The sequence below is a fragment of the uncultured Sulfitobacter sp. genome, assembly GCF_947499945.1.
GTDB lineage: Bacteria > Pseudomonadota > Alphaproteobacteria > Rhodobacterales > Rhodobacteraceae > Sulfitobacter.
Map to the genome: position 1 here is coordinate 845,880 of NZ_CANMQD010000001.1, position 20,154 is coordinate 866,033.

The following is a 20,154-nucleotide window of genomic DNA, read 5'->3' on the forward strand; positions in this document are numbered from 1 at the left end:
ATGCTGAGTTTTACCGAATTCGGGGAAGCCTCCCCTGACCGCCCACCCCTGATCATCGCCCATGGCCTCTACGGCTCTGGCCGCAATTGGGGTGTCATCGCCAAACGCCTGTCAGACACCCGCCGCGTGATCACCCCCGACATGCGCAACCACGGCCACAGCCCGCGTGCAGACACACAATCTTACGAGGACATGGCAACAGACCTCGCCGAGTTGATCACGCACATCAGCGGCCCTGTCGATCTGTGCGGTCACTCCATGGGCGGTAAAGCGGCTATGGTCCTTGCGCTCAAACATCCCAACCTGCTCCGCCGTCTCATCGTCGCGGACATCGCGCCCGTGCCCTACAGCCATACCCAATCCCACCAGATCGCCGCGATGCGTGCCGTGGATCTGAGCACGGTCACCCGCCGCTCGGAGGCCGCAGAACAGCTTGGTGCCCAAGGCGTGGACCCCGCCCTCCAGAGCTTTTTCACCCAATCCCTGGACGTTACTGCAAAAAAATGGCGGCTCAACCTCGACGTACTTGAGGCCGAAATGAACCACATTATCGGCTTCCCCGAGATCGCAGGCAGCTTTCTAAATCCGACCCTCTTCCTGAGTGGCGGCAACAGCGACTATGTCCTGCCCGAACACCGCGCGCTCATCAAATCCCTCTTTCCCGCCGCCCGCTTCGCCAAGATCCCGAACGCAGGCCACTGGCTCCACGCAGAGCGGCCCCGTGAATTCGAGGCAGCGCTAAGGACGTATCTCGACGCCTGAACGGTGTGGGCGTGGCAAACCGGAATACTGAGCATCAAGAGAAGTCTTCGTTTGATACCTGGACAAGCCACCCTTTGCCAAACCTGTACCGCTGACCGCTTTCAAGTTGTGTTGAGGATACCTGATTGCACATTCTCCCACCCCCAGATTTGACCAAGTTGGAATGCTCCGTTGATGCAAATCAATGCACGCTGATTCCACAGCGTATATGGTCTAATTGAAGAGACACGGGTCTCTCACTTGGAGGGTACTATGGCGACCGAAACTAACGAATCCGAAAAAGGTACTGTCGTCATTGAAGTACCCGAGGCCGTAGGCGTGTTTGACACATTCGAAAGCTTTCAAAAAGCATTCTATGACCTGCGGATGGTTGGTTTCAGCCGCTATGACCTGAGCGTTTTGGGCAGTGACGTCGCTTTAAAAGAAAAATTTGGCAAGGCCTACCTCAGCGCCGAGGAAATGGAAGACGACCCCCGTGTGCCCCGCGCTGCCTTTGTTTCAGAAGAGGGCATTGGCGAAATGGAAGGCGTGATTGTTGGCGGAGCGTTTTTCATCCCATCCTACATAGCTATGGCAGCAATGGCTGCGGCGGGCGCGACTGCGGCGGCCACTGCGGCTGCGGTTGCCATTGTGGGACTACCTGCTGCGGCGATTGGCGTGCTAATGGCCCGAAGGGTCCAAAAGCATCATAATGACTACTACGCGGACCAGATCGCCCGAGGGGGCATTCTGCTTTGGGTACGTGTAGCAGACAAAGAGCGTGAAAAACTCGCAGTCAACATTCTCAAGAGTCATTCGGGAAAAGACGTCCATGTCCATGACTGGAGCACATGAAGTTTTGACGACTACATGCCGTGTACAGGATGACTGCGTTGAAAACGGGATGCTCCTGTCAATGGATGGAAGGACCCGACAAGCGCACCGGTCGAGCTAATCCGATTTGTCACGTTCATTGATCTTGGAGTGCGTGGAAGGCCGCCATTCGCTGCTGTGCTATCCTTTGGAGGAAGCGGCACAAACCGGACATGTAACAACATCACAGTCCAACATAACGCCGCCAGCCATCATCATGTCGCCCGAAATTGGTATGTCGTTCGGGCGAAGCAGTACCCGTAATTGACCAAGGATTTACCTGAGATCCTCGACTCTAAATCTCGTCCAAACTTTGCCCCCGTTACGGAGTCCTCCACCGGCTACTTTTCCACCTTGCACCCCGCCACACAGGGCCTATAACCACGAAAATTTGCTTGTACATAGGGGGCCGAAGCCATGCCAAAGAGAACCGACATCAAGTCGATCATGATCATTGGTGCAGGACCTATTGTCATCGGACAAGCCTGCGAATTCGACTACTCCGGCGCACAGGCCTGTAAGGCGCTCAAAGAAGAGGGCTACCGCGTCATCCTCGTGAACTCCAATCCCGCCACGATCATGACCGATCCGGGTCTCGCCGATGCGACGTATATCGAGCCGATCACCCCCGAGATTGTCGCAAAAATAATTGAAAAAGAACGCCCCGACGCCCTGTTGCCTACAATGGGCGGCCAGACAGGTCTCAACACCTCCCTCGCACTCGAAGAAATGGGCGTGCTCGCCAAATACAACGTCGAGATGATCGGCGCCAAACGCGAAGCCATCGAGATGGCCGAAGACCGCCAACTCTTCCGCGAAGCGATGGACCGCCTAGGCATCGAAAACCCCAAGGCCACCATCTGCACCGCCCCCAAAGACGCGAATGGCAAGAAAGACCTCGCCGCAGGCGTCGCAATCGCTCTAGAATCGCTTGAGGAAATCGGCCTGCCCGCGATCATCCGTCCCGCCTTCACCATGGGCGGCACTGGCGGCGGCATCGCCTATAACCGCGAAGATTACGAATTCTACTGCCGCTCCGGCATGGACGCCTCGCCGATGGGCCAAATCCTCATCGACGAATCGCTGCTGGGTTGGAAAGAGTTCGAGATGGAAGTTGTGCGCGACACAGCCGACAACGCCATCATCGTCTGCGCCATCGAAAACGTGGACCCTATGGGCGTCCACACCGGCGACAGCATCACCGTGGCCCCCGCCCTGACGCTGACCGACAAAGAATACCAGATCATGCGCAACCACTCCATCGCCGTGCTGCGCGAAATTGGTGTGGAGACGGGTGGCTCCAACGTGCAGTGGGCCATGAACCCCGCCGACGGCCGTATGGTCGTAATCGAGATGAACCCCCGCGTGTCGCGGTCCTCCGCCCTTGCTTCCAAAGCAACAGGTTTCCCAATCGCCAAGATTGCTGCCAAACTTGCGGTAGGTTTCACCCTCGACGAATTAGACAATGACATCACAGGCGTCACACCTGCGAGCTTCGAGCCCACAATCGACTATGTCGTCACCAAAATCCCGAAGTTCGCTTTCGAGAAATTTCCCGGCTCCGAGCCTTACCTTACCACCGCCATGAAATCCGTGGGCGAAGCGATGTCCATCGGCCGCACCATTCACGAATCCATGCAAAAGGCGCTGGCCTCCATGGAAAGCGGCCTCACAGGATTTGACGAGATCGACATCCCGGGCGCCCCTGACATGGCAGCCGTCACTAAAGCTATTAGCAAAACGACGCCTGACCGCATGCGCACCATCGCCCAAGCGATGCGCCACGGCATGTCCGACGCAGATATCCACGCCACCACCATGTTCGACCCGTGGTTTCTCGCCCGCATCCGCGAGATCATCGAGGCAGAGGCAGGCGTACGTGAAAATGGCCTACCAACAGACGACGCGGGTATGCGCCATCTCAAAATGATGGGCTTTACCGACGCACGCCTCGCAACCCTCACTGACCAGCCGGAACAAGCAGTGCGCAAAGCACGCCTCGCCCTCGGCGTAAAAGCAGTCTTCAAACGCATCGACACCTGTGCCGCCGAATTCGAGGCGCAAACCCCTTACATGTACTCTACCTATGAGACCCCGATGATGGGCGAAGCCGAGTGCGAAGCACGCCCCTCTGACCGCAAAAAAGTCGTCATCCTCGGTGGCGGGCCCAACCGCATCGGGCAGGGAATTGAGTTTGACTATTGCTGCTGCCACGCCTGCTACGCGCTTACCGACGCGGGCTATGAGACGATTATGGTCAACTGCAACCCCGAGACTGTCTCCACCGACTATGACACTTCCGACCGCTTGTATTTCGAGCCTCTGACATTCGAGCACGTCATGGAAATCCTGCGCGTTGAGCAGGAGAACGGCACGCTGCACGGTGTCATCGTCCAGTTCGGTGGGCAGACACCCCTAAAAATAGCCCAAGCCCTCCATGACGAAGGCATCCCGATCCTCGGCACGACGCCTGACATGATCGACCTTGCCGAAGACCGCGAGCGTTTCGCCGATCTGGTCCAATCCCTCGGCCTCAAGCAACCGCACAACGGCATCGCCCATTCCGACGCAGAAGCAATGGAAATCGCAAAAGAAATCGGCTTCCCCCTCGTGATCCGCCCCTCTTACGTACTGGGGGGCCGCGCCATGGAAATCGTCCGCGACCAAGCAAACCTTGAGCGCTACATTTCCGAAGCTGTCGTCGTCTCGGGCGATAGCCCTGTGCTGCTAGACAGCTACCTGTCAGGCGCGGTTGAACTTGATGTTGACGCCCTCTCAGACGGCACCGACGTCCACGTCGCAGGCATTATGCAGCACATCGAAGAGGCAGGCGTGCACTCAGGCGACAGCGCCTGCTCGCTCCCGCCCTACTCCTTGAGCAAAGAAATCATCGCCGAAGTCGAAGTCCAAACCAAAGCGCTGGCAAAAGCCCTCAATGTCGTGGGCCTGATGAACATCCAGTTCGCCGTAAAACCCAACGCAGACGGTGTCGAGGAAATCTTCCTCATCGAAGTGAACCCCCGCGCCTCGCGCACAGTCCCCTTCGTCGCAAAAGCCACGGATTCCGCCATCGCCAGCATCGCCGCCCGCATCATGGCAGGTGAGCCACTCAGCAACTTCCCCCTGCGCGCGCCCTATGACGCCAACGCCGAATACGACGACGTGCTGCCGCTCGGCGATCCAATGACCCTCGCCGACCCCAACATGCCATGGTTCTCGGTAAAAGAAGCCGTGCTCCCCTTCGCCCGCTTCCCTGGCGTCGACACCATCTTGGGCCCCGAAATGCGCTCCACAGGCGAAGTCATGGGCTGGGACCGCGACTTCCCCCGCGCCTTCCTCAAGGCACAGATGGGCGCAGGCACCATGCTGCCCCGCACAGGCACAGCATTTCTATCCATCAAAGACGCCGACAAAACCGCAGACGTCCTCACCGCCGCCCGCATCCTGATCGAACAGAGCTTCACCATCACAGCGACTCGTGGCACCGCCGCATGGCTATCTGAACACGATATTCCCTGCCAAATCGTGAACAAAGTCTACGAAGGCCGCCCCGACATCACCGACATGATGAAAGACGAACAAATCCACCTCGTCATGAACACAACCGAAGGCGCCCAAGCCGTCGAGGACAGCAAGAGCATCCGCTCCATCGCCCTCTACGACCGCATCCCCTACTATACCACTGCCGCAGGCGCCTATGCGGCGGCCTTGGCGATCAAAGCGCAGGCGGAGGACGAGATTGGCGTGAAGTCGCTGCAGGGGTGAGCATATGCTGCCCCTGAGATGGGACCACCAAGATCAGAGGATGGAATCCAACGAGAGCTTTGATGTTAGTGCTCCTCATCTCGCTGCTGGCAATCGGCCTCGCCAATATTGCGGTAATAGTTCTGGGCAGTGGCGATTTCTCGGCGATTGATAAATGCCTAGATAGGGGTGGTAGCTGGGACTACGACACCCAAAACTGCTATTTTGGTAACTGATCATTCCTAAGGCGAAAGATGTGCTTCGGTCACGTAGAAAACCCTCATCCAGCACCGGTTACCACACTATATTTACCCCATAGGCACTTCCCTAAAATACCGTTAAAACTCACCCCAGCCCACATGCTGCACATCCGGTGTACAGGGGGTGTACAGGAGGTGTACGCATGGCACCCCTTGCACAAAAACACTTCATCCACAGGCATTCACCTGCCTAATTCACTGTTTTTAAAGAGGAATAAGAGATGTACACACCCGCAATCACAGGCACTGGCGTTTTCACCCCTTCCGAGGTCATCACCAACGCCGAACTGGTCGAGGCCTTCAACGCCTACGTGGACATCTATAACGCTGAAACCGCGGCCCAGATCGCATCAGGCGAGCTGCCCGCAAAAGAATACTCTTCCGAAGAATTTATTTTCAAAGCCTCCGGCATTAATCAACGATATGTCCTTGATAAATCAGGCATCCTTGATCCAAATGTCATGCATCCGCTGCTGCGCCAGCGCAGCGATGACGAGCCTTCCCAGATGGCCGAAATGGCGCTCGACGCCGCACAGAAAGCCCTCAAAGCTGCGGGTAAAACTGCTAAGGACGTCGACGCCGTCATCTGCGCAGCCTCAAACTTGGAGCGCGCCTATCCCGCCGTCGCCATTGAGATTCAAGACTTGTTGCAAATCAATGGCTTCGCCTTCGATATGAACGTTGCTTGCTCCTCCGCCACCTTCGGAATCCAAGCCGCCGCAGACATGATCCGCGCAGGTTCCATCCGAAGCGCACTGGTCGTTAACCCGGAAATATGTTCTGCGCATTTAGAATGGCGTGACCGCGACTGCCACTTCATCTTTGGCGACGTCGCAACTGCCACATTGATCGAGCGGGCAGAGGACGCAACAGGCCCTTACTTTGAAATCAAATCAACCCGTTGCGCCACTGATTTTTCCAACAACATCCGAAACAATAACGGCTTCCTGCGCCGCTCCCGTCCCGACGGTGTCGCCGACCGTCGCGACATGCAGTTCATGCAAAACGGGCGCAAAGTGTTTAAAGAAGTCTTGCCCCTCGTGGCGGACCACATCGCAGGTCACATGGCCGAAGAAGGCACACAAGCCTCTGATTTAAAACGCCTTTGGCTACACCAAGCAAACAAATCCATGAATGATTTCATCGGCAAAAAGGTCCTCGGCCGCACGCCAGAAGATGGCGAGCAACCTAACATCTTACAAGATTACGCAAACACATCATCTGCAGGCTCAATCATCGCATTTTCGAAATATTCCGATGACATGAAAGATGGCGATACAGGTCTCATTTGCTCATTCGGCGCAGGCTATTCCGTAGGCTCGGTCATCGTTCAGAAACACGGTTAATCGTCTTTCAAAGACACCCGTTTGTGTACTTGCTCGGCACTCTCCACGCGCTCAGAGTAGCGGTCCACAAGGTAGTCGGACCGCCCCCGCACCAGCCATGTGAACTTCACCAACTCTTCCATGACGTCCACGATCCGCGCATAAAACGGCCCAGCAGGCAAACGCCCCTTACCATCAAACTCTAGCCAAGCTTTTGGAATGCTTGACTGGTTTGGGATCGTCACCATCCTCATCCAGCGCCCCAAAATCCGCATCTGGTTTACAGCGTTAAACGACTGTGAGCCACCCGACACCTGCATGATCGCAAGCGTCTTACCCTGCGTTGGACGTATCCCGCCTTGCAGCGACAAAGGCAGCCAATCAATCTGGGACTTCATGATACCCGTCATTGCACCATGCCGTTCAGGGCTGGACCATACCATACCCTCTGCCCAAATCGCCAACTCTCTGAGCTCGGCAACTTTCGGGTGATTAGGCTCCGCATCATCAGGTTGTGGCAATCCGCGTGGATCAAAAAGCTTTGTCTCACACCCTAAATGCCGCAGTATCCTTGCTGCCTCTTCGGCTGCGAAGCGGGAATAGCTCTGTGCGCGAAGCGAGCCATAAAGCAGTAGTATGCGGGGTTTGTGGCCTGGATCAGAAGGTGATTTCAGCGCCTCCACATCGATTTGCGGCAGCGCATCCTGCACAAGCGCAGGGAGGTCTTCAGACACTTTCATCTTCAAGATGCAGCTTCATATCCACTAGAACCTGCTGCAACATCGACGTCTCTTTGAGAAGGCGTTTTGCTTCGTTCACGGTGATCTTGCCGTCAGCGATTGATTGCTGGTATTCGGCCATCAACATCGCAAAACGCTGGCTCAACGCTATCACGTCCGAGTTAACGGTCCCCTGGCTCACGTCGTTTGGGCGGCGTTCATCAAATTCGACACGTGCACCAGACAGTTCTGCCAAAGCTTGGGTCACGTGCGGATATCCCGCGGCAATCTCCAGTGCTGCAACAGCATCAACAGGCATGAACCGATCAGCATGCTCGTCATGATCGGAATAATACCGACCCAAAGTAGCCTTAGACTTACCCGTGACTTCGCATGCAGCTTCAACGCCTACAGCTTTCACCAAGGCTTCGGTATGTTTCTTCAAATAGTTGCCTGCTGCATCCATCGTCATGACCCCTAAACGCTAACGTGTACAGATAAGCATATAGTCCATATCTTCAGAGACCTAGTGCAATTTACCCTGAAATTTGTCAATGACATGCAGTTCGGCTTGCACGGAACCAATCAAGCCGGATAAATAGCCTGATGGCTAAACTGTATTTCAATTATTCGACAATGAACGCTGGTAAGTCCACCGTTCTGCTACAAGCTGCCCACAATTACCGTGAACGTGGCATGGTGCCTTACTTGATGACAGCACAACTCGACAATCGTGCGGGTGAAGGCAGGATCGCGTCACGCATTGGCATTGGCGAGGATGCGGATACGTTTCACGGGGACGAAGACCTCAATGCAAAAATCAGCGCGCGCCTCAAGAGCGGTCCCTGCGCGTGTATTTTTATAGACGAAGCCCATTTCCTAAGTGATTCACAGGTATGGCAGTTGGCCCGCGCCGTTGATGATCTCGGCGTTCCGATCATGTGCTACGGATTGCGTGTCGATTTTCAGGGCCAGCTCTTTCCCGGATCAACTGCCCTACTCGCGCTATCGGACGAGATGCGGGAAATCAGGACTATCTGCCACTGCGGCAAGAAGGCAACCATGGTCATCCGTCGCGATGCAGATGGCAACGTGTTGCGCGAAGGAGCTCAAGTCCAGATCGGCGGCAACGAGAGCTATGTCTCCCTATGCCGCCGCCACTGGCGCGAAGCTGTTGGCGACACCTAAACTGGATTGAGGGGAGGATCGCCGCGCAGGATGGCTTGTATATTTTCAACCACCATGCGCCCCATATCCACACGAACCTCCCTTGTAGACGTACCCATATGCGGCAATAGCACCACATTATCCAGATCGCGCAGAATTTGCGGCACATCGGGCTCAAACTCATATACGTCGAGGCCCGCACCGCCGATTACACCGCCCCTAAGCGCATCAATGAGCGCCGCTTGCTCCACCACATCGCCGCGCGCAATATTGATGAGGCGTCCGTGCGGGAGCATCGCGCTCAGAACATCCGCATCAATCAAATGACGTGTTTCAGGACTTCCCGGTACAGCGGTGACAAGGACGTCAACATGAGACGCCAGATCCCTCAGATCGCTATGAAAAACCGCGTCAAACTCCAGCACCTTCTCGCTTCGCCCAAAGTAGCGCACAGCCATGCCAAAGCCGAAATGACACCGCCGTGCAATCGCTTGCCCAATACGCCCCATACCAACGATACCGACCGTCTTACCCGTTAAATGAAGCCCCAACATCTGCGTTGGATGCCAACCTTTCCACGCGCCAGCACGGACCAGCCGCTCCCCTTCACCCGCACGCCGCGCACTCATAAGCATGAGCGTCATCGCAATGTCAGCAGTTGCATCGGTGACCGCTCCAGGCGTGTTGGTCACGGTGATCCCAGCGGCCTTGGCAGCAGCGACATCAATGTGATTATACCCCACGCCAAAATTTGCCAAAACCTTGCAGCGTGCATCACGCACACTGGCAAAAATTTCTGCCGAGAATTGATCGCCCAAGGTACACATCACACCATCATAATCGCGCAACGCCGCGCGCATCTCATCCCTACTCATGGGCAGCGATTCATCACGGCGCGTTACACTCAATTCCTCAAGTGATGCATAAACCTCATCCGGCAACCCCCTGCCAATAAATACTTTTTTCAATACATTCTCCCGCCTAAAGGCGTCACTTGATCCGGCCCAATCAACACAATTGCACCTTTTTCGTCCGGCACGCCCAGAACCAGAACCTCCGACATAAACGGCCCGATTTGACGCGGTGGAAAGTTCACCACAGCCATCACCTGACGCCCGACCAGCCCCTCTGGCGTATAGTGGTCGGTGACCTGCGCTGATGTCTTGCGCACGCCAATCTCTTCACCAAAATCGATCCACATTTTGATCGCAGGCTTACGTGCTTCGGGGAACGGCTCTGCCTTAATTACCCTCCCTGTTCGCACATCCATTTTTATGAAATCATCGAAGGATATCTCAGCCACGGGCCAATTCCCGCGAACGATCGGCAGCTGCAGCAACAGCGCGACGCAACAGCGCGGGAAAGCCGTCCTTATCATCCATCAGCACTTCAAGGGCGGCCTGCGTGGTGCCATTCGGGCTCGTCACATTTACCCGCAGTTGCGAAGCGCTTTCATCAGATTGCAACGCCAGCGCACCTGCCCCCGCAACAGTTGCCTGCGCCAGTTGCATCGCCATCGCCTCGGGCAGCCCTTGGGCCACACCCGCCGCCGCCATCGCTTCGATCATATGGAACACATAGGCGGGGCCAGAGCCGCTCACCCCCGTTACCGCATCAATCTGCGCCTCCTCGGTCAGGCGCACGACTTGCCCCACCGCAGAGAGCAACATTTCGGCCTCATCCAGCCCATCGGGCCCCGCATGCGGGTTGCCAACGATCGCCGTGATCCCCTGAGAAATTGCAGCAGGCGTGTTCGGCATCGCCCGTACCACAGGTGTTTTTTCCCCCAGTGTCTGCTCGAAGAACGCAATCGGCGTCCCCGCTGCAACACTCACAAACAATGTCTTGCCATTGCCCATCTGCTTAAGCGTGGGCAACGCATCCGCCATCATCTGCGGCTTGACCGCGACCAGAACGATTGCAGGCTCGGACGGCAAGTCCGCGTTAATATGCACACCCGTAGTCTTCAGCCAGTCAGAGGGATAGGGGTCTTGCACCCAGACGGACGCCGCTGGCAATCCGCGCCCCAGCCACCCTTCCAGCATGGCCGACCCCATCTTGCCACAGCCCAAAAGCACCAGACCGTGCCTAGCGATACGTGAATTTTGCATAATATCCCCCAAATAACTCGGGGATAAGAGTTACGCGCGCCCGTAGGCCTCTGCAATGGCCACTTGCAATGCTTGCGCAGGCGTCTTGTCGCCCCAAACCACCAGTTGCATCGCGGGATAATAGCGCTCCGCACTCATCACCGCCGCACCAATCATCGTGTCGATTTGGTCAGGGGATGCCACATGCCCCCCCGACAAAACCAGACCGTATCGGTACACCATCATTTGTTGTTCCGCCCAGTAGGTGAACGCTCCCGCCCAGCAACGATCGTTTATGTCATTGAGCAGACCAAAGAGCGCAGGAATTTTATCCTCGGGCGGTTCCATCTCGAATGTACAGATGAGGCGCAATGTCTCGTCATAGGCCGACCAAGCCAGCGTCACCTGATAGGTCCGCCACTGACCCTCGACCTCCATCGCGATCTGCTCGTCGGAAATCCGGTCAAACACCCAATCGTGGTGCTCCGCCAGCGACTCCACGATATCAATCGGGTGCACATCATCTTCTAGATACTGCTCGCTCAGGGCCATTTAGCCACCTCATTTTTTATCACCAACACAATAGGGCCTGTATCCGGCCCCTAAGATTTGCGTGATCCACTATAGAACGCGTGTTTGCCTGTGCGTCCTACGATATATGGTGGCGATGACGTAAGGGTCTGGCAAGTGTTTTTCTGGGGATAACCCCAAAATATAGCGGGTTTTGATCTCCGTGCCCCCAAATGTCGGCAGCATCCAACCACCACTTACAAAAATCGCCCCTACCAGTTGGTGGGGCGATCAAGCAAAACGCTGCCGATAAAACAAAATGTCGCGTGGCAGCGCGTCCGTTAGGTCATGACTTGTCGAGCGCATCCAGACGCGCTTTGAGCGCTTCATTTTCTTCACGCGCCTTTTGTGCCATGGCACGCACGGCGTCAAACTCCTCGCGGGTCACAAAATCGCGATCCGCAAGCCAGCGGTCCATCATACCCTTCATGGCATTCTCTGCTTCGTCCTTGGCCCCTTGCGCCACGCCCATGGCGTTGGTCATGATCTGGCCGAGGTCGTCAAAAATCTTGTTGCGCGTCTGCATCTGTTCTCTCCACTCTGTTAACCCATATATGGGGGTCTGTGCGTCTCCATGCAAGGTTGACATCACGCGCCAGCCGCGCTCAATCACCGCATGTATGCAATGATCCCCTTTCCCGACATCTCGCCCGAGATCTTTTCGATCTCGCTCTTTGGCATGACATTCGCACTGCGCTGGTATGCTTTGGCCTATATCGTCGGCATCCTTGCAGGCTGGCGGCTGGTTTTGCGTGCGGCCAATACGCCGCGTCTGTGGCGCGATGGAAAACCCGTTATGACGGCTGACCAGATCGAGGATTTGCTCACATGGGTCATTCTCGGTGTAATCCTCGGCGGGCGTCTGGGCTATGTCGTCTTTTACCAACCTGCCTATTACCTTTCCAATCCGGCACAGATCTTACAGGTCTGGCAGGGCGGCATGTCATTCCACGGTGGCGCCCTTGGTGTGATTGTCGCCGCCTTCATCTATACTACGCGCCATAAAATTCAGCGCATAAGCGCTGGTGATCTCGTCGCGCTAGGCATCTTTCCGGGTCTTCTGCTTGGCCGCCTCGCCAATTTTATCAACGCCGAGCTTTGGGGCCGTCCCACTGACCTGCCATGGGGCGTCGCCTTCCCCACCGAGGCGGCACAATACTGTCCTGATGTTATTGGCATCTGTGCGCGTCACCCCTCCCAACTTTACGAAGCAGCGCTAGAAGGGGCACTCCTCGGCGCAATCCTCGTTTGGCTGGCTTGGAGGCACGGTGCATTCAAAACACCGGGGCTCATAATGGGCACCTTCCTCGCAGGCTATGGCATCGCGCGGTTCATGGTTGAATTCGTGCGCCAACCCGATACGCAGTTCATCACCGACGACAACCCGCTGGGCCTCGCATGGCACATCGGCGGCTTCGGCCTCACCATGGGGCAAATCCTGTGTCTGCCGATGATCGCCGTAGGCCTCTACTTTGTCATAAGCGCCCGCAAAGCCATATGAGCCTGCGCGAAATCATAACCGCCCAGATCGCTGCCCAGGGGCCAATGCGGCTCGACGACTATATATCTATGTGCCTGCTGCACCCCGAACACGGCTACTATACAACCCGCACCCCCTTTGGCACGCAGGGCGATTTTATCACTGCCCCCGAGATCAGCCAGATGTTTGGCGAGCTCATCGGATTGTCACTGGCTCAAGCGTGGCTGGACCAGGGCGCACCAGCTCCTTTCACCCTCGCAGAGCTTGGCCCCGGTCGCGGCACACTCATGGCCGACGCACTGCGCGCAGCCTCCCGCGTGGCAGGCTTTGTTGACGCAGCAGAGATCACTTTGCTCGAGGCCTCTCCCGCTCTGCGCCAAACCCAAGCAGAGACACTGCACTCTTGCACGCCTACATGGATCGACAGCATTGAAGATCTGCCCACGCAATCCACCTACCTCATCGCCAACGAGTTCTTCGACGCGCTACCTATTCGCCAATTTGTGCGCGATGGTATCCGCTGGCGCGAACGGCAGATAGGCTTTCAGGACGGCATCCTCACTTTCGGCCTCGGCCCCGCACAGCCACAGCCTGCCCTCACCCATCGTTTGGACGATACAAAAGACGGTGATCTGATCGAGGATTGCGCCGCTGCGGCTCCGATCCTTTCAACTGTATCTAGCCGCATCGCAACGCACGGTGGTGCGGCCCTTATCTTTGACTATGGTGATTGGCGCAGCGTCGGCGACACGCTCCAAGCGGTCCAAGCCCACGCGCCAGCTGATCCCCTTACTTCACCCGGTCAGGCAGACCTCACCGCCCATGTGGATTTTGAGGCACTCCTCAACGCAACCGCCGCCTGCTCCCCCAGCCGCGTCACCCCCCAAGGGATCTTTCTCGAACGCCTTGGCATCACACAGCGCGCGACGGCTTTGGCAAAAACGCTCAGCGGCCCCGCGCTTGAGAGCCACATTGCTGCACATCGCCGCTTGACGCACCCTCAGGAAATGGGAAACTTGTTCAAGACTTTCGGAATCGTCCCGAAGGGGGCTGCAATGCTACCTGGGCTTGAAACATGACGCTTGAAATACTGACTTCCGATGCCTTGCCCGTTAAACACGGCTTCTTCACCCGCCGGGGCGGTGCCTCCTCTGGCGTTTTCGCTGGGCTGAACTGCGGCCAAGGCTCTTCTGACCAGTCCGAGATCGTTGCAATCAACCGTGCTCGGGTGGCCGATGCCATGGGCGTCGCCCCTGATCACCTGCTCGGCGTCCATCAAGTACACTCGGCAACTGCCATTCCTGTAACAGCACCTTACGCCGAGAAACCCCGCGCCGACGCGCTGGTCACTTCCACACCTGGCCTTGCGCTGTCGGTGCTGAGCGCCGATTGCCAGCCTGTGCTGTTTGCCGACGCAGAGGCGGGTGTTATCGGTGCTGCCCATGCAGGCTGGCGCGGCGCCCTTGACGGTGTTCTGCACGCGACCGTGGACGCGATGGAAGACTTAGGTGCAAAACGCGAGAATATCGCCGCAGTCATAGGCCCGTCGATCAGCCAACGCGCCTATGAGGTCGGTCCGGAGTTCATGGACAGCTTCATGGCGGAAGACGCAGACTACGCCCGCTACTTCATCAACGGCGAAGGCGACCGCATGCTGTTCGACCTTCCGGGCTTTGGCCTCAACCGTTTGCGCGCGGCAGGCGTCGGCCGTGCGGAATGGACCCGCCACTGTACCTTCTCGGACCCCGAGCGATTCTACTCCTACCGCCGCACCACACACGCTAAAGAGGCCGACTATGGCCGCCTGATCGCCGCCATCACTCTGTGAACTTGGCACAAATGGGGCAATTTCGGCCATAGGCCTGCCCTATTCACGCTCCCCACCCTTCGAAACAATCCCCACGACTGTTGCCATATGAAGCACAATGCCCAGTGTTTACTATGTTTTCACAGGGCTTGGCTTGAATATGGCCACGCCGCCACATTCCTCGCTCAATCCTGCGTAGATTTTCTAAACCTTTTATTCAAATGCCCAAAACCGGCCCGATTGCTCCGCCATATTAGTCTCAATCAAGGGCAAACGCTCAGAACACAAACTGATACCGAGGACGAGCAGATGAAAACCAACGCACGCTTTATCAAGTCGATCACAAAAGCCGCCGCCGAGAATGACACGGTCATGCCTTGGGCCCGTGGCACCCGCCGCGCCGCATTTATCGCCAAGCGGAACGCAGCAGAGGCGGCACAGCAGCGCAAGGTCGCCTGAACGGCGGACAACACTCACATTCTCCCTGACAGCGCACCACCTCCTTCCCTCGTAGCGCGCTGTCCCATTATCCCTTCCCGTGCCGAATCGCGGGGAGGGATTTTTTGATTCTGCCCTTTGATCAGCGTGGTTAACGCCAAAAAAGGCAGAATGTGGCAGGCTTTCCGAAAATTAGAGAAACAAAACCACTCAAATTGGCAGGATTAACGCGTCAAAAAGCCCAAATGTCGTTCAAACTTTGACAATGAGGCGCAATCATGGCGAATTAGGTCACACGAAAGACACGAAATGACATACCACGTTATTTCCGTCGTTGTCGGTGGGGGCCGACGAGGGATGTGACAAACCATGATAGGTTACGCACATGACACAAACTGCAAATCCAGCCGCACTGCGCGGCGCGCCACGTAAAACAGGGTACGGAATGATGAACTCTTCACTTTCCACCTCCGCAAGCCAAATGGCCGAGGCCCCGATGGCAAAGCGCACATATGAAGTTGCCGCACTGCGGATGGATGGCTCGCTTTATATTGGCCAAAGCACTGCACCCGCCATTCCACTGTTTGAAGACGCCTTCTCAGCTATGACCCACGGCAGCCTGATCCAGACCACGATGGGCCTTGTTGCAGTCGAAGACCTCCAGCCAGGTGACATGATCAACACAGCTTCAGGCGAAGCGGCAGAGCTGACATGGGTCGGCACCTCCACATTCTCACCCGCTGATGCTGGCAAGCGTACTCCCCTGATCCGCATTATGCCCGATGCATTGGGTCAGTCGCGTCCAGAACGGTCACTGACAGTCGGACCCGGCGCGCGTATCCTGCACACCCCCGCGGCACTGCGCGGCGTTGCAGATGGCAAACAGCTTTTGACCCCTGCGGCCAAGTTGGTGGACGGTGTCAACGTGATCGAGATCACACCGCCAACCGCCACACGCATGTTCCACATCTGCCTGTCGCGTCACGCGGTGATCAATGTGGACGGGATCGAGATGGAAACCTTCCATCCTGGTGCGACTGCGCCGCGCGAGGTCAGCCATTCGGTGCGCGATCGCTTTATCTCACTGTTTCCGCGCATCAGCCACCTGTCAGATTTTGGTCCATTGGCCCATCCGCGCGCACCTGAAATGGACGCACACTAAGTTTTCGAAATCTCTCCTGAGCAGACAGGTTCCCTATCAGGCCTGAATGCTCAGACGTTCCTCCAAAACGTCGAACGGAACGCCGGGGTCATCCTTGGCGTTCCGGATGACGAGCGAGGTTTTGACACTCGCCACATTCGGCGCTGTCAACAACTGCCCCGTCAGAAAACTTTGGAAGCTGGAAAGATCGGGTGCGACGCATTTAAGTACAAAATCAACTTCACCGTTGAGCATGTGACACTCACGCACCAAAGACCACGCGCGGCAACGGTCCTCAAACGAGGACAAATCCGCCTCCGCCTGACTGTTCAATCCTACCATCGCAAAGACCTGAACCTCGAAGCCAAGCTCACGCGCATCAACGTCTGCATGATACCCACGGATAAAGCCCTGCTCCTCCAAGGTGCGCACTCGGCGTAGACAAGGTGGGGCAGAAATGCCGACACGTTTCGCCAACTCAACATTAGTCATGCGCCCGTCTGCTTGTAATTCGGCCAGAATTTTCCGATCAATCGGATCTAAACGCGCACCTGCCATATGTCCCCCTGCAGCTTTTCGATTGTTATACAGATAATGCCGCTCTGCGCAATATTGTTTCACATAAGCGCAATATTATTCGGTCAATCCACATTCAGCAGCCAAATAATGTGAAAAATTTGAATTTTTCGATCCAGAATTTTTTCAAAATTTCGCAACCTCTCGTAAAGGTGACGTTTCCACTCTTCCCAAAAGCGCAGAGGGGTTTAAGACCGCCCCCACGGCGTATATATCCGTGCAAACACAGATTCCCATAAGCACCAGATAGGGGCACACCATGGCCGAGACACGCAAAACCAAGCTTTTGATCATTGGCTCCGGCCCCGCAGGCTATACCGCAGGAGTATATGCAAGCCGCGCGATGCTTGACCCTATCCTCGTGCAAGGGATTGAGCCGGGCGGCCAGCTGACCACCACCACCGAAGTCGAAAACTGGCCCGGTGATACCGAGGTCCAAGGCCCCGATCTGATGATCCGCATGGAAGAGCACGCAAAAGCGATGGGCACCGAAATAATCGGCGACATCATTACCAATCTCGACCTGTCCAAACGCCCGTTCGTCGCCACAGGCGACAGCGGCACACTTTATGAGGCAGACGCCGTCATCCTTGCAACGGGAGCACGCGCCAAATGGTTGGGCCTTGAGACTGAGGAGAAGTTCAAAGGTTTCGGCGTCTCCGCTTGTGCGACCTGCGACGGCTTTTTCTATCGTGGACAAGAGATCGTTGTCATTGGTGGCGGCAACACCGCTGTCGAAGAAGCACTCTTCCTCACCAACTTCGCGTCAAAGGTCACCCTCGTTCACCGCCGCGACGAATTGCGCGCCGAGAAGATCCTCATCGACCGTCTGGAAAAGAACCCCAAGATCGAGCCACTCTGGTTTCACCAGCTTGACGAAGTATACGGCACCGACAGCCCGTTGGGCGTTGAAGGCATCAAGGTGAAACACGTAAAAACGGGCGAGATTACGGACATCCCCTGCAAAGGTGTGTTTGTCGCCATCGGCCACGCCCCCGCCAATGAGTTAGTCAAAGACACGCTTGAGACGCACATGGGCGGCTATGTCGTGACCAAACCCGACAGCACAGCCACTTCTATTCCGGGTGTATTCGCTGCAGGAGATCTGACCGACCACATCTACCGCCAAGCCGTCACAAGCGCGGGTATGGGATGTATGGCGGCACTTGAGGCCGAACGGTTTCTTGCAGAAGTAGGGGATAATGACGGCAAAGACACATCATTACCCTTAGGATACGGTGCCGAAGTCACACAAAACGGTTGATTGCAACGCGGCGAAGCCTGACAAACAACGGAAGCAGTTCCGCTGGTTTTCTCGTCAAAAAGGCAACAATCACGTCAATAAACAGTGTTTTGTTTCCATATTGCTAGAATTTTGCCATATTCAGTCAGTAGGTACCGCGTGAACGGATCAACAATGATCCCACGACGAGGCCAAGAAGCATGACAATGATTTCCAATTTGGCTCCAATTCCGGAGCTATTTGTATCCTACGATTCCGCCCAAAAACTCAAAGCCGAAGCAGGCAACCTGATCAGTCACGATCTGACCCCCCGTCAGATATGCGATCTCGAACTGTTGATGAATGGCGGTTTCAATCCACTCAAAGGGTTCCTGAGCGAAGCAGACTATGACAGCGTTGTCGAAAACATGCGCCTCGCCGATGGCAGTTTGTGGCCTATTCCCATCACGCTCGACGTGTCAGAGGAATTCGCAGGCAAGCTCGAAATCGGTCAGGACATCGCCCTGCGCGACCAAGAGGGCGTGATCCTCGCGACCATGACCATCACGGATAACTGGGTGCCCAACAAAGCGAACGAGGCTGAAAAAGTATTCGGCGCCGATGATGATGCGCACCCCGCCGTCAACTACCTGCACGACCAAGCAGGCAAAGTGTACCTCGGCGGTCCTGTCACAGGCATACAACAGCCCGTGCACTATGACTTTAAATCCCGCCGCGACACGCCGAACGAATTACGCGCCTACTTCCGCAAAATGGGTTGGCGCAAAGTGGTTGCGTTCCAAACACGCAACCCGCTGCACCGTGCGCATCAGGAACTAACGTTCCGCGCCGCGCGCGAAGCGCAGGCCAACCTGCTGATCCACCCTGTTGTTGGCCTGACCAAACCGGGTGACGTGGATCACTTCACCCGCGTCCGCTGCTATGAGGCGGTGCTCGATCAATACCCCCAAGCGACCACATCCATGTCCCTCCTGAACCTTGCCATGCGTATGGCTGGCCCGCGTGAGGCCGTCTGGCACGGTCTGATCCGTAAAAACCACGGCTGCACCCACTTCATCGTTGGCCGCGATCACGCTGGTCCCGGAAACAACTCCAAGGGCGAGGATTTCTATGGCCCCTATGATGCGCAGGACCTGTTCCGCACACATCAGGAAGAAATGGGCATCGAGATGGTCGATTTCAAACACATGGTCTGGGTGCAGGAACGCGCCCAATATGAAGCCATGGACGAGATCAAAGACAAGGACGACGTCACCATTCTCAACATTTCGGGCACCGAGCTGCGCCGCCGCCTTCAGGAAGGTCTGGAAATCCCCGAATGGTTCTCCTTCCCCGAAGTGGTCACCGAGCTGCGCCGCACCAAGCCGCCACGCAACAAGCAGGGCTTTACCGTCTTCTTCACAGGCTTCTCCGGCTCTGGTAAATCAACCATCGCCAACGCCCTGATGGTCAAACTGATGGAGCAAGGCGGCCGCCCCGTCACGCTGCTCGACGGTGATATCGTGCGCAAGAACCTCTCCTCCGAGTTGGGTTTCAGCAAAGAGCACCGCGATCTTAACATCCGTCGCATCGGCTATGTTGCGTCTGAGATTACCAAAAACGGCGGCATCGCAATCTGCGCACCCATCGCGCCCTATGCCACAACCCGCCGTGCTGTGCGTGAGGACGTCGAAAACTTCGGCGCTTTCGTTGAGATCCATGTCGCAACATCGATCGAGGAGTGCGAGCGCCGCGACCGCAAAGGTCTCTATAAGCTTGCACGGGAAGGCAAGATCAAGGAATTCACAGGAATTTCAGACCCCTATGACGTACCTGCGAACCCCGAGCTGAGCGTCGAAACGGAAAATGTCGACGTCGACAACTGTGCACACCAAGTGCTCTTAAAGCTCGAAAGCATGGGCCTGATCAAAGCCTGATCTTTCCCAACTTAATAACAAACGGCCAGCTCTCACAGGCTGGCCGTTTTGCATTTCAGGGTAT

Annotated in this window: 21 protein-coding genes; 13 read left to right on the plus strand and 8 right to left on the minus strand. The window is 56.3% G+C overall.

What is annotated here, in order from left to right; translation table 11 throughout:
• The 5 genes from Q0775_RS04040 (at position 1) to Q0775_RS04060 (ending at position 6,964) form a co-directional block, all read left to right on the plus strand.
• Positions 1-762 carry an alpha/beta fold hydrolase gene (locus Q0775_RS04040; RefSeq protein ID WP_298858052.1) on the plus strand — a complete coding sequence of 254 codons (762 nt, stop codon included), beginning with the start codon at positions 1-3 and terminating at the stop codon, positions 760-762.
• Positions 763-1,014: 252 nt separating this feature from the next.
• Positions 1,015-1,596, plus strand: coding sequence for a hypothetical protein (locus Q0775_RS04045; RefSeq protein WP_298858053.1), 582 nt, complete (start codon positions 1,015-1,017; stop codon positions 1,594-1,596).
• Positions 1,597-2,031: 435 nt separating this feature from the next.
• Positions 2,032-5,379, plus strand: a complete 3,348-nt coding sequence (gene carB, locus Q0775_RS04050; protein ID WP_298858054.1) for a carbamoyl-phosphate synthase large subunit — start codon at positions 2,032-2,034, stop codon at positions 5,377-5,379.
• A gap of 62 nt (positions 5,380-5,441) precedes the next feature.
• Positions 5,442-5,594 carry a hypothetical protein gene (locus Q0775_RS04055; RefSeq protein WP_298858055.1) on the plus strand — a complete coding sequence of 51 codons (153 nt, stop codon included), beginning with the start codon at positions 5,442-5,444 and terminating at the stop codon, positions 5,592-5,594.
• A 245-nt stretch (positions 5,595-5,839) separates the two neighbouring features.
• Positions 5,840-6,964, plus strand: coding sequence for a beta-ketoacyl-ACP synthase III (locus tag Q0775_RS04060; protein WP_298858056.1), 1,125 nt, complete (start codon positions 5,840-5,842; stop codon positions 6,962-6,964).
• Here Q0775_RS04060 and arsH read toward each other — a convergent pair.
• Together arsH and Q0775_RS04070 are read right to left on the minus strand one after the other, a co-directional pair.
• A complete protein-coding gene (arsH, locus tag Q0775_RS04065) occupies positions 6,961-7,683 on the minus strand; it encodes an arsenical resistance protein ArsH (protein ID WP_298858057.1) in 723 nt (240 codons plus the stop codon). The two genes, Q0775_RS04060 and arsH, sit on opposite strands and share 4 nt — an antisense overlap.
• Entirely contained in the window at positions 7,670-8,128 is a 459-nt protein-coding gene (locus tag Q0775_RS04070) for a hypothetical protein (protein WP_298859943.1), read from the minus strand. Before Q0775_RS04070 ends, arsH begins: the two co-directional genes overlap by 14 nt.
• A gap of 140 nt (positions 8,129-8,268) precedes the next feature.
• On the opposite strand from Q0775_RS04070, the gene Q0775_RS04075 reads away from it, so the two are divergent.
• Positions 8,269-8,850 (plus strand): thymidine kinase, encoded by a 582-nt coding sequence (locus Q0775_RS04075; protein WP_298858058.1) that lies wholly within the window; start codon positions 8,269-8,271, stop codon positions 8,848-8,850.
• Here Q0775_RS04075 and Q0775_RS04080 read toward each other — a convergent pair.
• The 5 genes from Q0775_RS04080 to Q0775_RS04100 form a co-directional block, all read right to left on the minus strand.
• The gene (locus Q0775_RS04080; RefSeq protein WP_298858060.1) at positions 8,847-9,797 is read right to left on the minus strand and encodes a D-glycerate dehydrogenase; all 951 of its coding nucleotides are present in this window, start codon (positions 9,795-9,797) and stop codon (positions 8,847-8,849) included. The genes Q0775_RS04075 and Q0775_RS04080 overlap by 4 nt on opposite strands.
• Complete coding sequence (locus Q0775_RS04085; protein ID WP_298858061.1) at positions 9,794-10,132, minus strand: tRNA-binding protein; 339 nt, start codon at positions 10,130-10,132, stop codon at positions 9,794-9,796. Before Q0775_RS04085 ends, Q0775_RS04080 begins: the two co-directional genes overlap by 4 nt.
• On the minus strand, positions 10,125-10,940 hold the full coding sequence (gene proC / locus Q0775_RS04090) for a pyrroline-5-carboxylate reductase (protein ID WP_298858062.1): 816 nt from the start codon (positions 10,938-10,940) through the stop codon (positions 10,125-10,127). Before proC ends, Q0775_RS04085 begins: the two co-directional genes overlap by 8 nt.
• Positions 10,941-10,970: 30 nt before the next feature.
• Positions 10,971-11,471 carry a YbjN domain-containing protein gene (locus Q0775_RS04095; protein ID WP_298858063.1) on the minus strand — a complete coding sequence of 167 codons (501 nt, stop codon included), beginning with the start codon at positions 11,469-11,471 and terminating at the stop codon, positions 10,971-10,973.
• A gap of 304 nt (positions 11,472-11,775) precedes the next feature.
• Complete coding sequence (locus tag Q0775_RS04100) at positions 11,776-12,015, minus strand: accessory factor UbiK family protein (RefSeq protein WP_298858064.1); 240 nt, start codon at positions 12,013-12,015, stop codon at positions 11,776-11,778.
• Positions 12,016-12,105: 90 nt separating this feature from the next.
• Here Q0775_RS04100 and lgt point away from each other — a divergent pair, with 90 nt between their 5' ends.
• The 5 genes from lgt to Q0775_RS04125 all read left to right on the plus strand — a co-directional run bounded on the left by lgt (position 12,106) and on the right by Q0775_RS04125 (position 16,376).
• Positions 12,106-12,990 carry a prolipoprotein diacylglyceryl transferase gene (gene lgt, locus Q0775_RS04105; protein ID WP_298858065.1) on the plus strand — a complete coding sequence of 295 codons (885 nt, stop codon included), beginning with the start codon at positions 12,106-12,108 and terminating at the stop codon, positions 12,988-12,990.
• Entirely contained in the window at positions 12,987-14,048 is a 1,062-nt protein-coding gene (locus tag Q0775_RS04110) for an SAM-dependent methyltransferase (RefSeq protein WP_298858066.1), read from the plus strand. Before lgt ends, Q0775_RS04110 begins: the two co-directional genes overlap by 4 nt.
• Positions 14,045-14,797, plus strand: a complete 753-nt coding sequence (pgeF, locus tag Q0775_RS04115) for a peptidoglycan editing factor PgeF (protein ID WP_298858067.1) — start codon at positions 14,045-14,047, stop codon at positions 14,795-14,797. Before Q0775_RS04110 ends, pgeF begins: the two co-directional genes overlap by 4 nt.
• A 288-nt stretch (positions 14,798-15,085) precedes the next feature.
• Complete coding sequence (locus Q0775_RS04120) at positions 15,086-15,235, plus strand: hypothetical protein (protein ID WP_298858068.1); 150 nt, start codon at positions 15,086-15,088, stop codon at positions 15,233-15,235.
• A 364-nt stretch (positions 15,236-15,599) separates the two neighbouring features.
• Positions 15,600-16,376, plus strand: coding sequence for a Hint domain-containing protein (locus Q0775_RS04125; protein WP_298858069.1), 777 nt, complete (start codon positions 15,600-15,602; stop codon positions 16,374-16,376).
• A gap of 36 nt (positions 16,377-16,412) precedes the next feature.
• On the opposite strand, the gene Q0775_RS04130 is transcribed toward Q0775_RS04125, so the two are convergent.
• Positions 16,413-16,913, minus strand: coding sequence for an Lrp/AsnC family transcriptional regulator (locus tag Q0775_RS04130; RefSeq protein WP_298858070.1), 501 nt, complete (start codon positions 16,911-16,913; stop codon positions 16,413-16,415).
• 277 nt (positions 16,914-17,190) lie between these two features.
• Here Q0775_RS04130 and trxB point away from each other — a divergent pair, with 277 nt between their 5' ends.
• Entirely contained in the window at positions 17,191-18,195 is a 1,005-nt protein-coding gene (gene trxB / locus Q0775_RS04135) for a thioredoxin-disulfide reductase (RefSeq protein ID WP_298858071.1), read from the plus strand.
• Positions 18,196-18,374: 179 nt separating this feature from the next.
• Positions 18,375-20,090 carry a bifunctional sulfate adenylyltransferase/adenylylsulfate kinase gene (locus tag Q0775_RS04140; protein WP_298858072.1) on the plus strand — a complete coding sequence of 572 codons (1,716 nt, stop codon included), beginning with the start codon at positions 18,375-18,377 and terminating at the stop codon, positions 20,088-20,090.
• Positions 20,091-20,154 lie beyond the last annotated feature (64 nt).

Excerpts from the sequence above, each read along its gene's own strand:
- arsH (WP_298858057.1), bottom strand. The coding sequence starts at position 7,683 with ATGAAAGTGTCTGAAGACCTCCCTGCGCTTGTGCAGGATGCGCTGCCG.
- lgt (WP_298858065.1), top strand. The coding sequence starts at position 12,106 with ATGTATGCAATGATCCCCTTTCCCGACATCTCGCCCGAGATCTTTTCG.
- pgeF (WP_298858067.1), top strand. The coding sequence starts at position 14,045 with ATGACGCTTGAAATACTGACTTCCGATGCCTTGCCCGTTAAACACGGC.
- proC (WP_298858062.1), bottom strand. The coding sequence starts at position 10,940 with ATGCAAAATTCACGTATCGCTAGGCACGGTCTGGTGCTTTTGGGCTGT.
- Q0775_RS04075 (WP_298858058.1), top strand. The coding sequence starts at position 8,269 with ATGGCTAAACTGTATTTCAATTATTCGACAATGAACGCTGGTAAGTCC.
- Q0775_RS04040 (WP_298858052.1), top strand. The coding sequence starts at position 1 with ATGCTGAGTTTTACCGAATTCGGGGAAGCCTCCCCTGACCGCCCACCC.
- Q0775_RS04130 (WP_298858070.1), bottom strand. The coding sequence starts at position 16,913 with ATGGCAGGTGCGCGTTTAGATCCGATTGATCGGAAAATTCTGGCCGAA.
- trxB (WP_298858071.1), top strand. The coding sequence starts at position 17,191 with ATGGCCGAGACACGCAAAACCAAGCTTTTGATCATTGGCTCCGGCCCC.
- carB (WP_298858054.1), top strand. The coding sequence starts at position 2,032 with ATGCCAAAGAGAACCGACATCAAGTCGATCATGATCATTGGTGCAGGA.
- Q0775_RS04045 (WP_298858053.1), top strand. The coding sequence starts at position 1,015 with ATGGCGACCGAAACTAACGAATCCGAAAAAGGTACTGTCGTCATTGAA.
- Q0775_RS04055 (WP_298858055.1), top strand. The coding sequence starts at position 5,442 with ATGTTAGTGCTCCTCATCTCGCTGCTGGCAATCGGCCTCGCCAATATT.
- Q0775_RS04095 (WP_298858063.1), bottom strand. The coding sequence starts at position 11,471 with ATGGCCCTGAGCGAGCAGTATCTAGAAGATGATGTGCACCCGATTGAT.
- Q0775_RS04140 (WP_298858072.1), top strand. The coding sequence starts at position 18,375 with ATGACAATGATTTCCAATTTGGCTCCAATTCCGGAGCTATTTGTATCC.
- Q0775_RS04110 (WP_298858066.1), top strand. The coding sequence starts at position 12,987 with ATGAGCCTGCGCGAAATCATAACCGCCCAGATCGCTGCCCAGGGGCCA.
- Q0775_RS04070 (WP_298859943.1), bottom strand. The coding sequence starts at position 8,128 with ATGGATGCAGCAGGCAACTATTTGAAGAAACATACCGAAGCCTTGGTG.
- Q0775_RS04060 (WP_298858056.1), top strand. The coding sequence starts at position 5,840 with ATGTACACACCCGCAATCACAGGCACTGGCGTTTTCACCCCTTCCGAG.
- Q0775_RS04125 (WP_298858069.1), top strand. The coding sequence starts at position 15,600 with ATGACACAAACTGCAAATCCAGCCGCACTGCGCGGCGCGCCACGTAAA.
- Q0775_RS04100 (WP_298858064.1), bottom strand. The coding sequence starts at position 12,015 with ATGCAGACGCGCAACAAGATTTTTGACGACCTCGGCCAGATCATGACC.
- Q0775_RS04120 (WP_298858068.1), top strand. The coding sequence starts at position 15,086 with ATGAAAACCAACGCACGCTTTATCAAGTCGATCACAAAAGCCGCCGCC.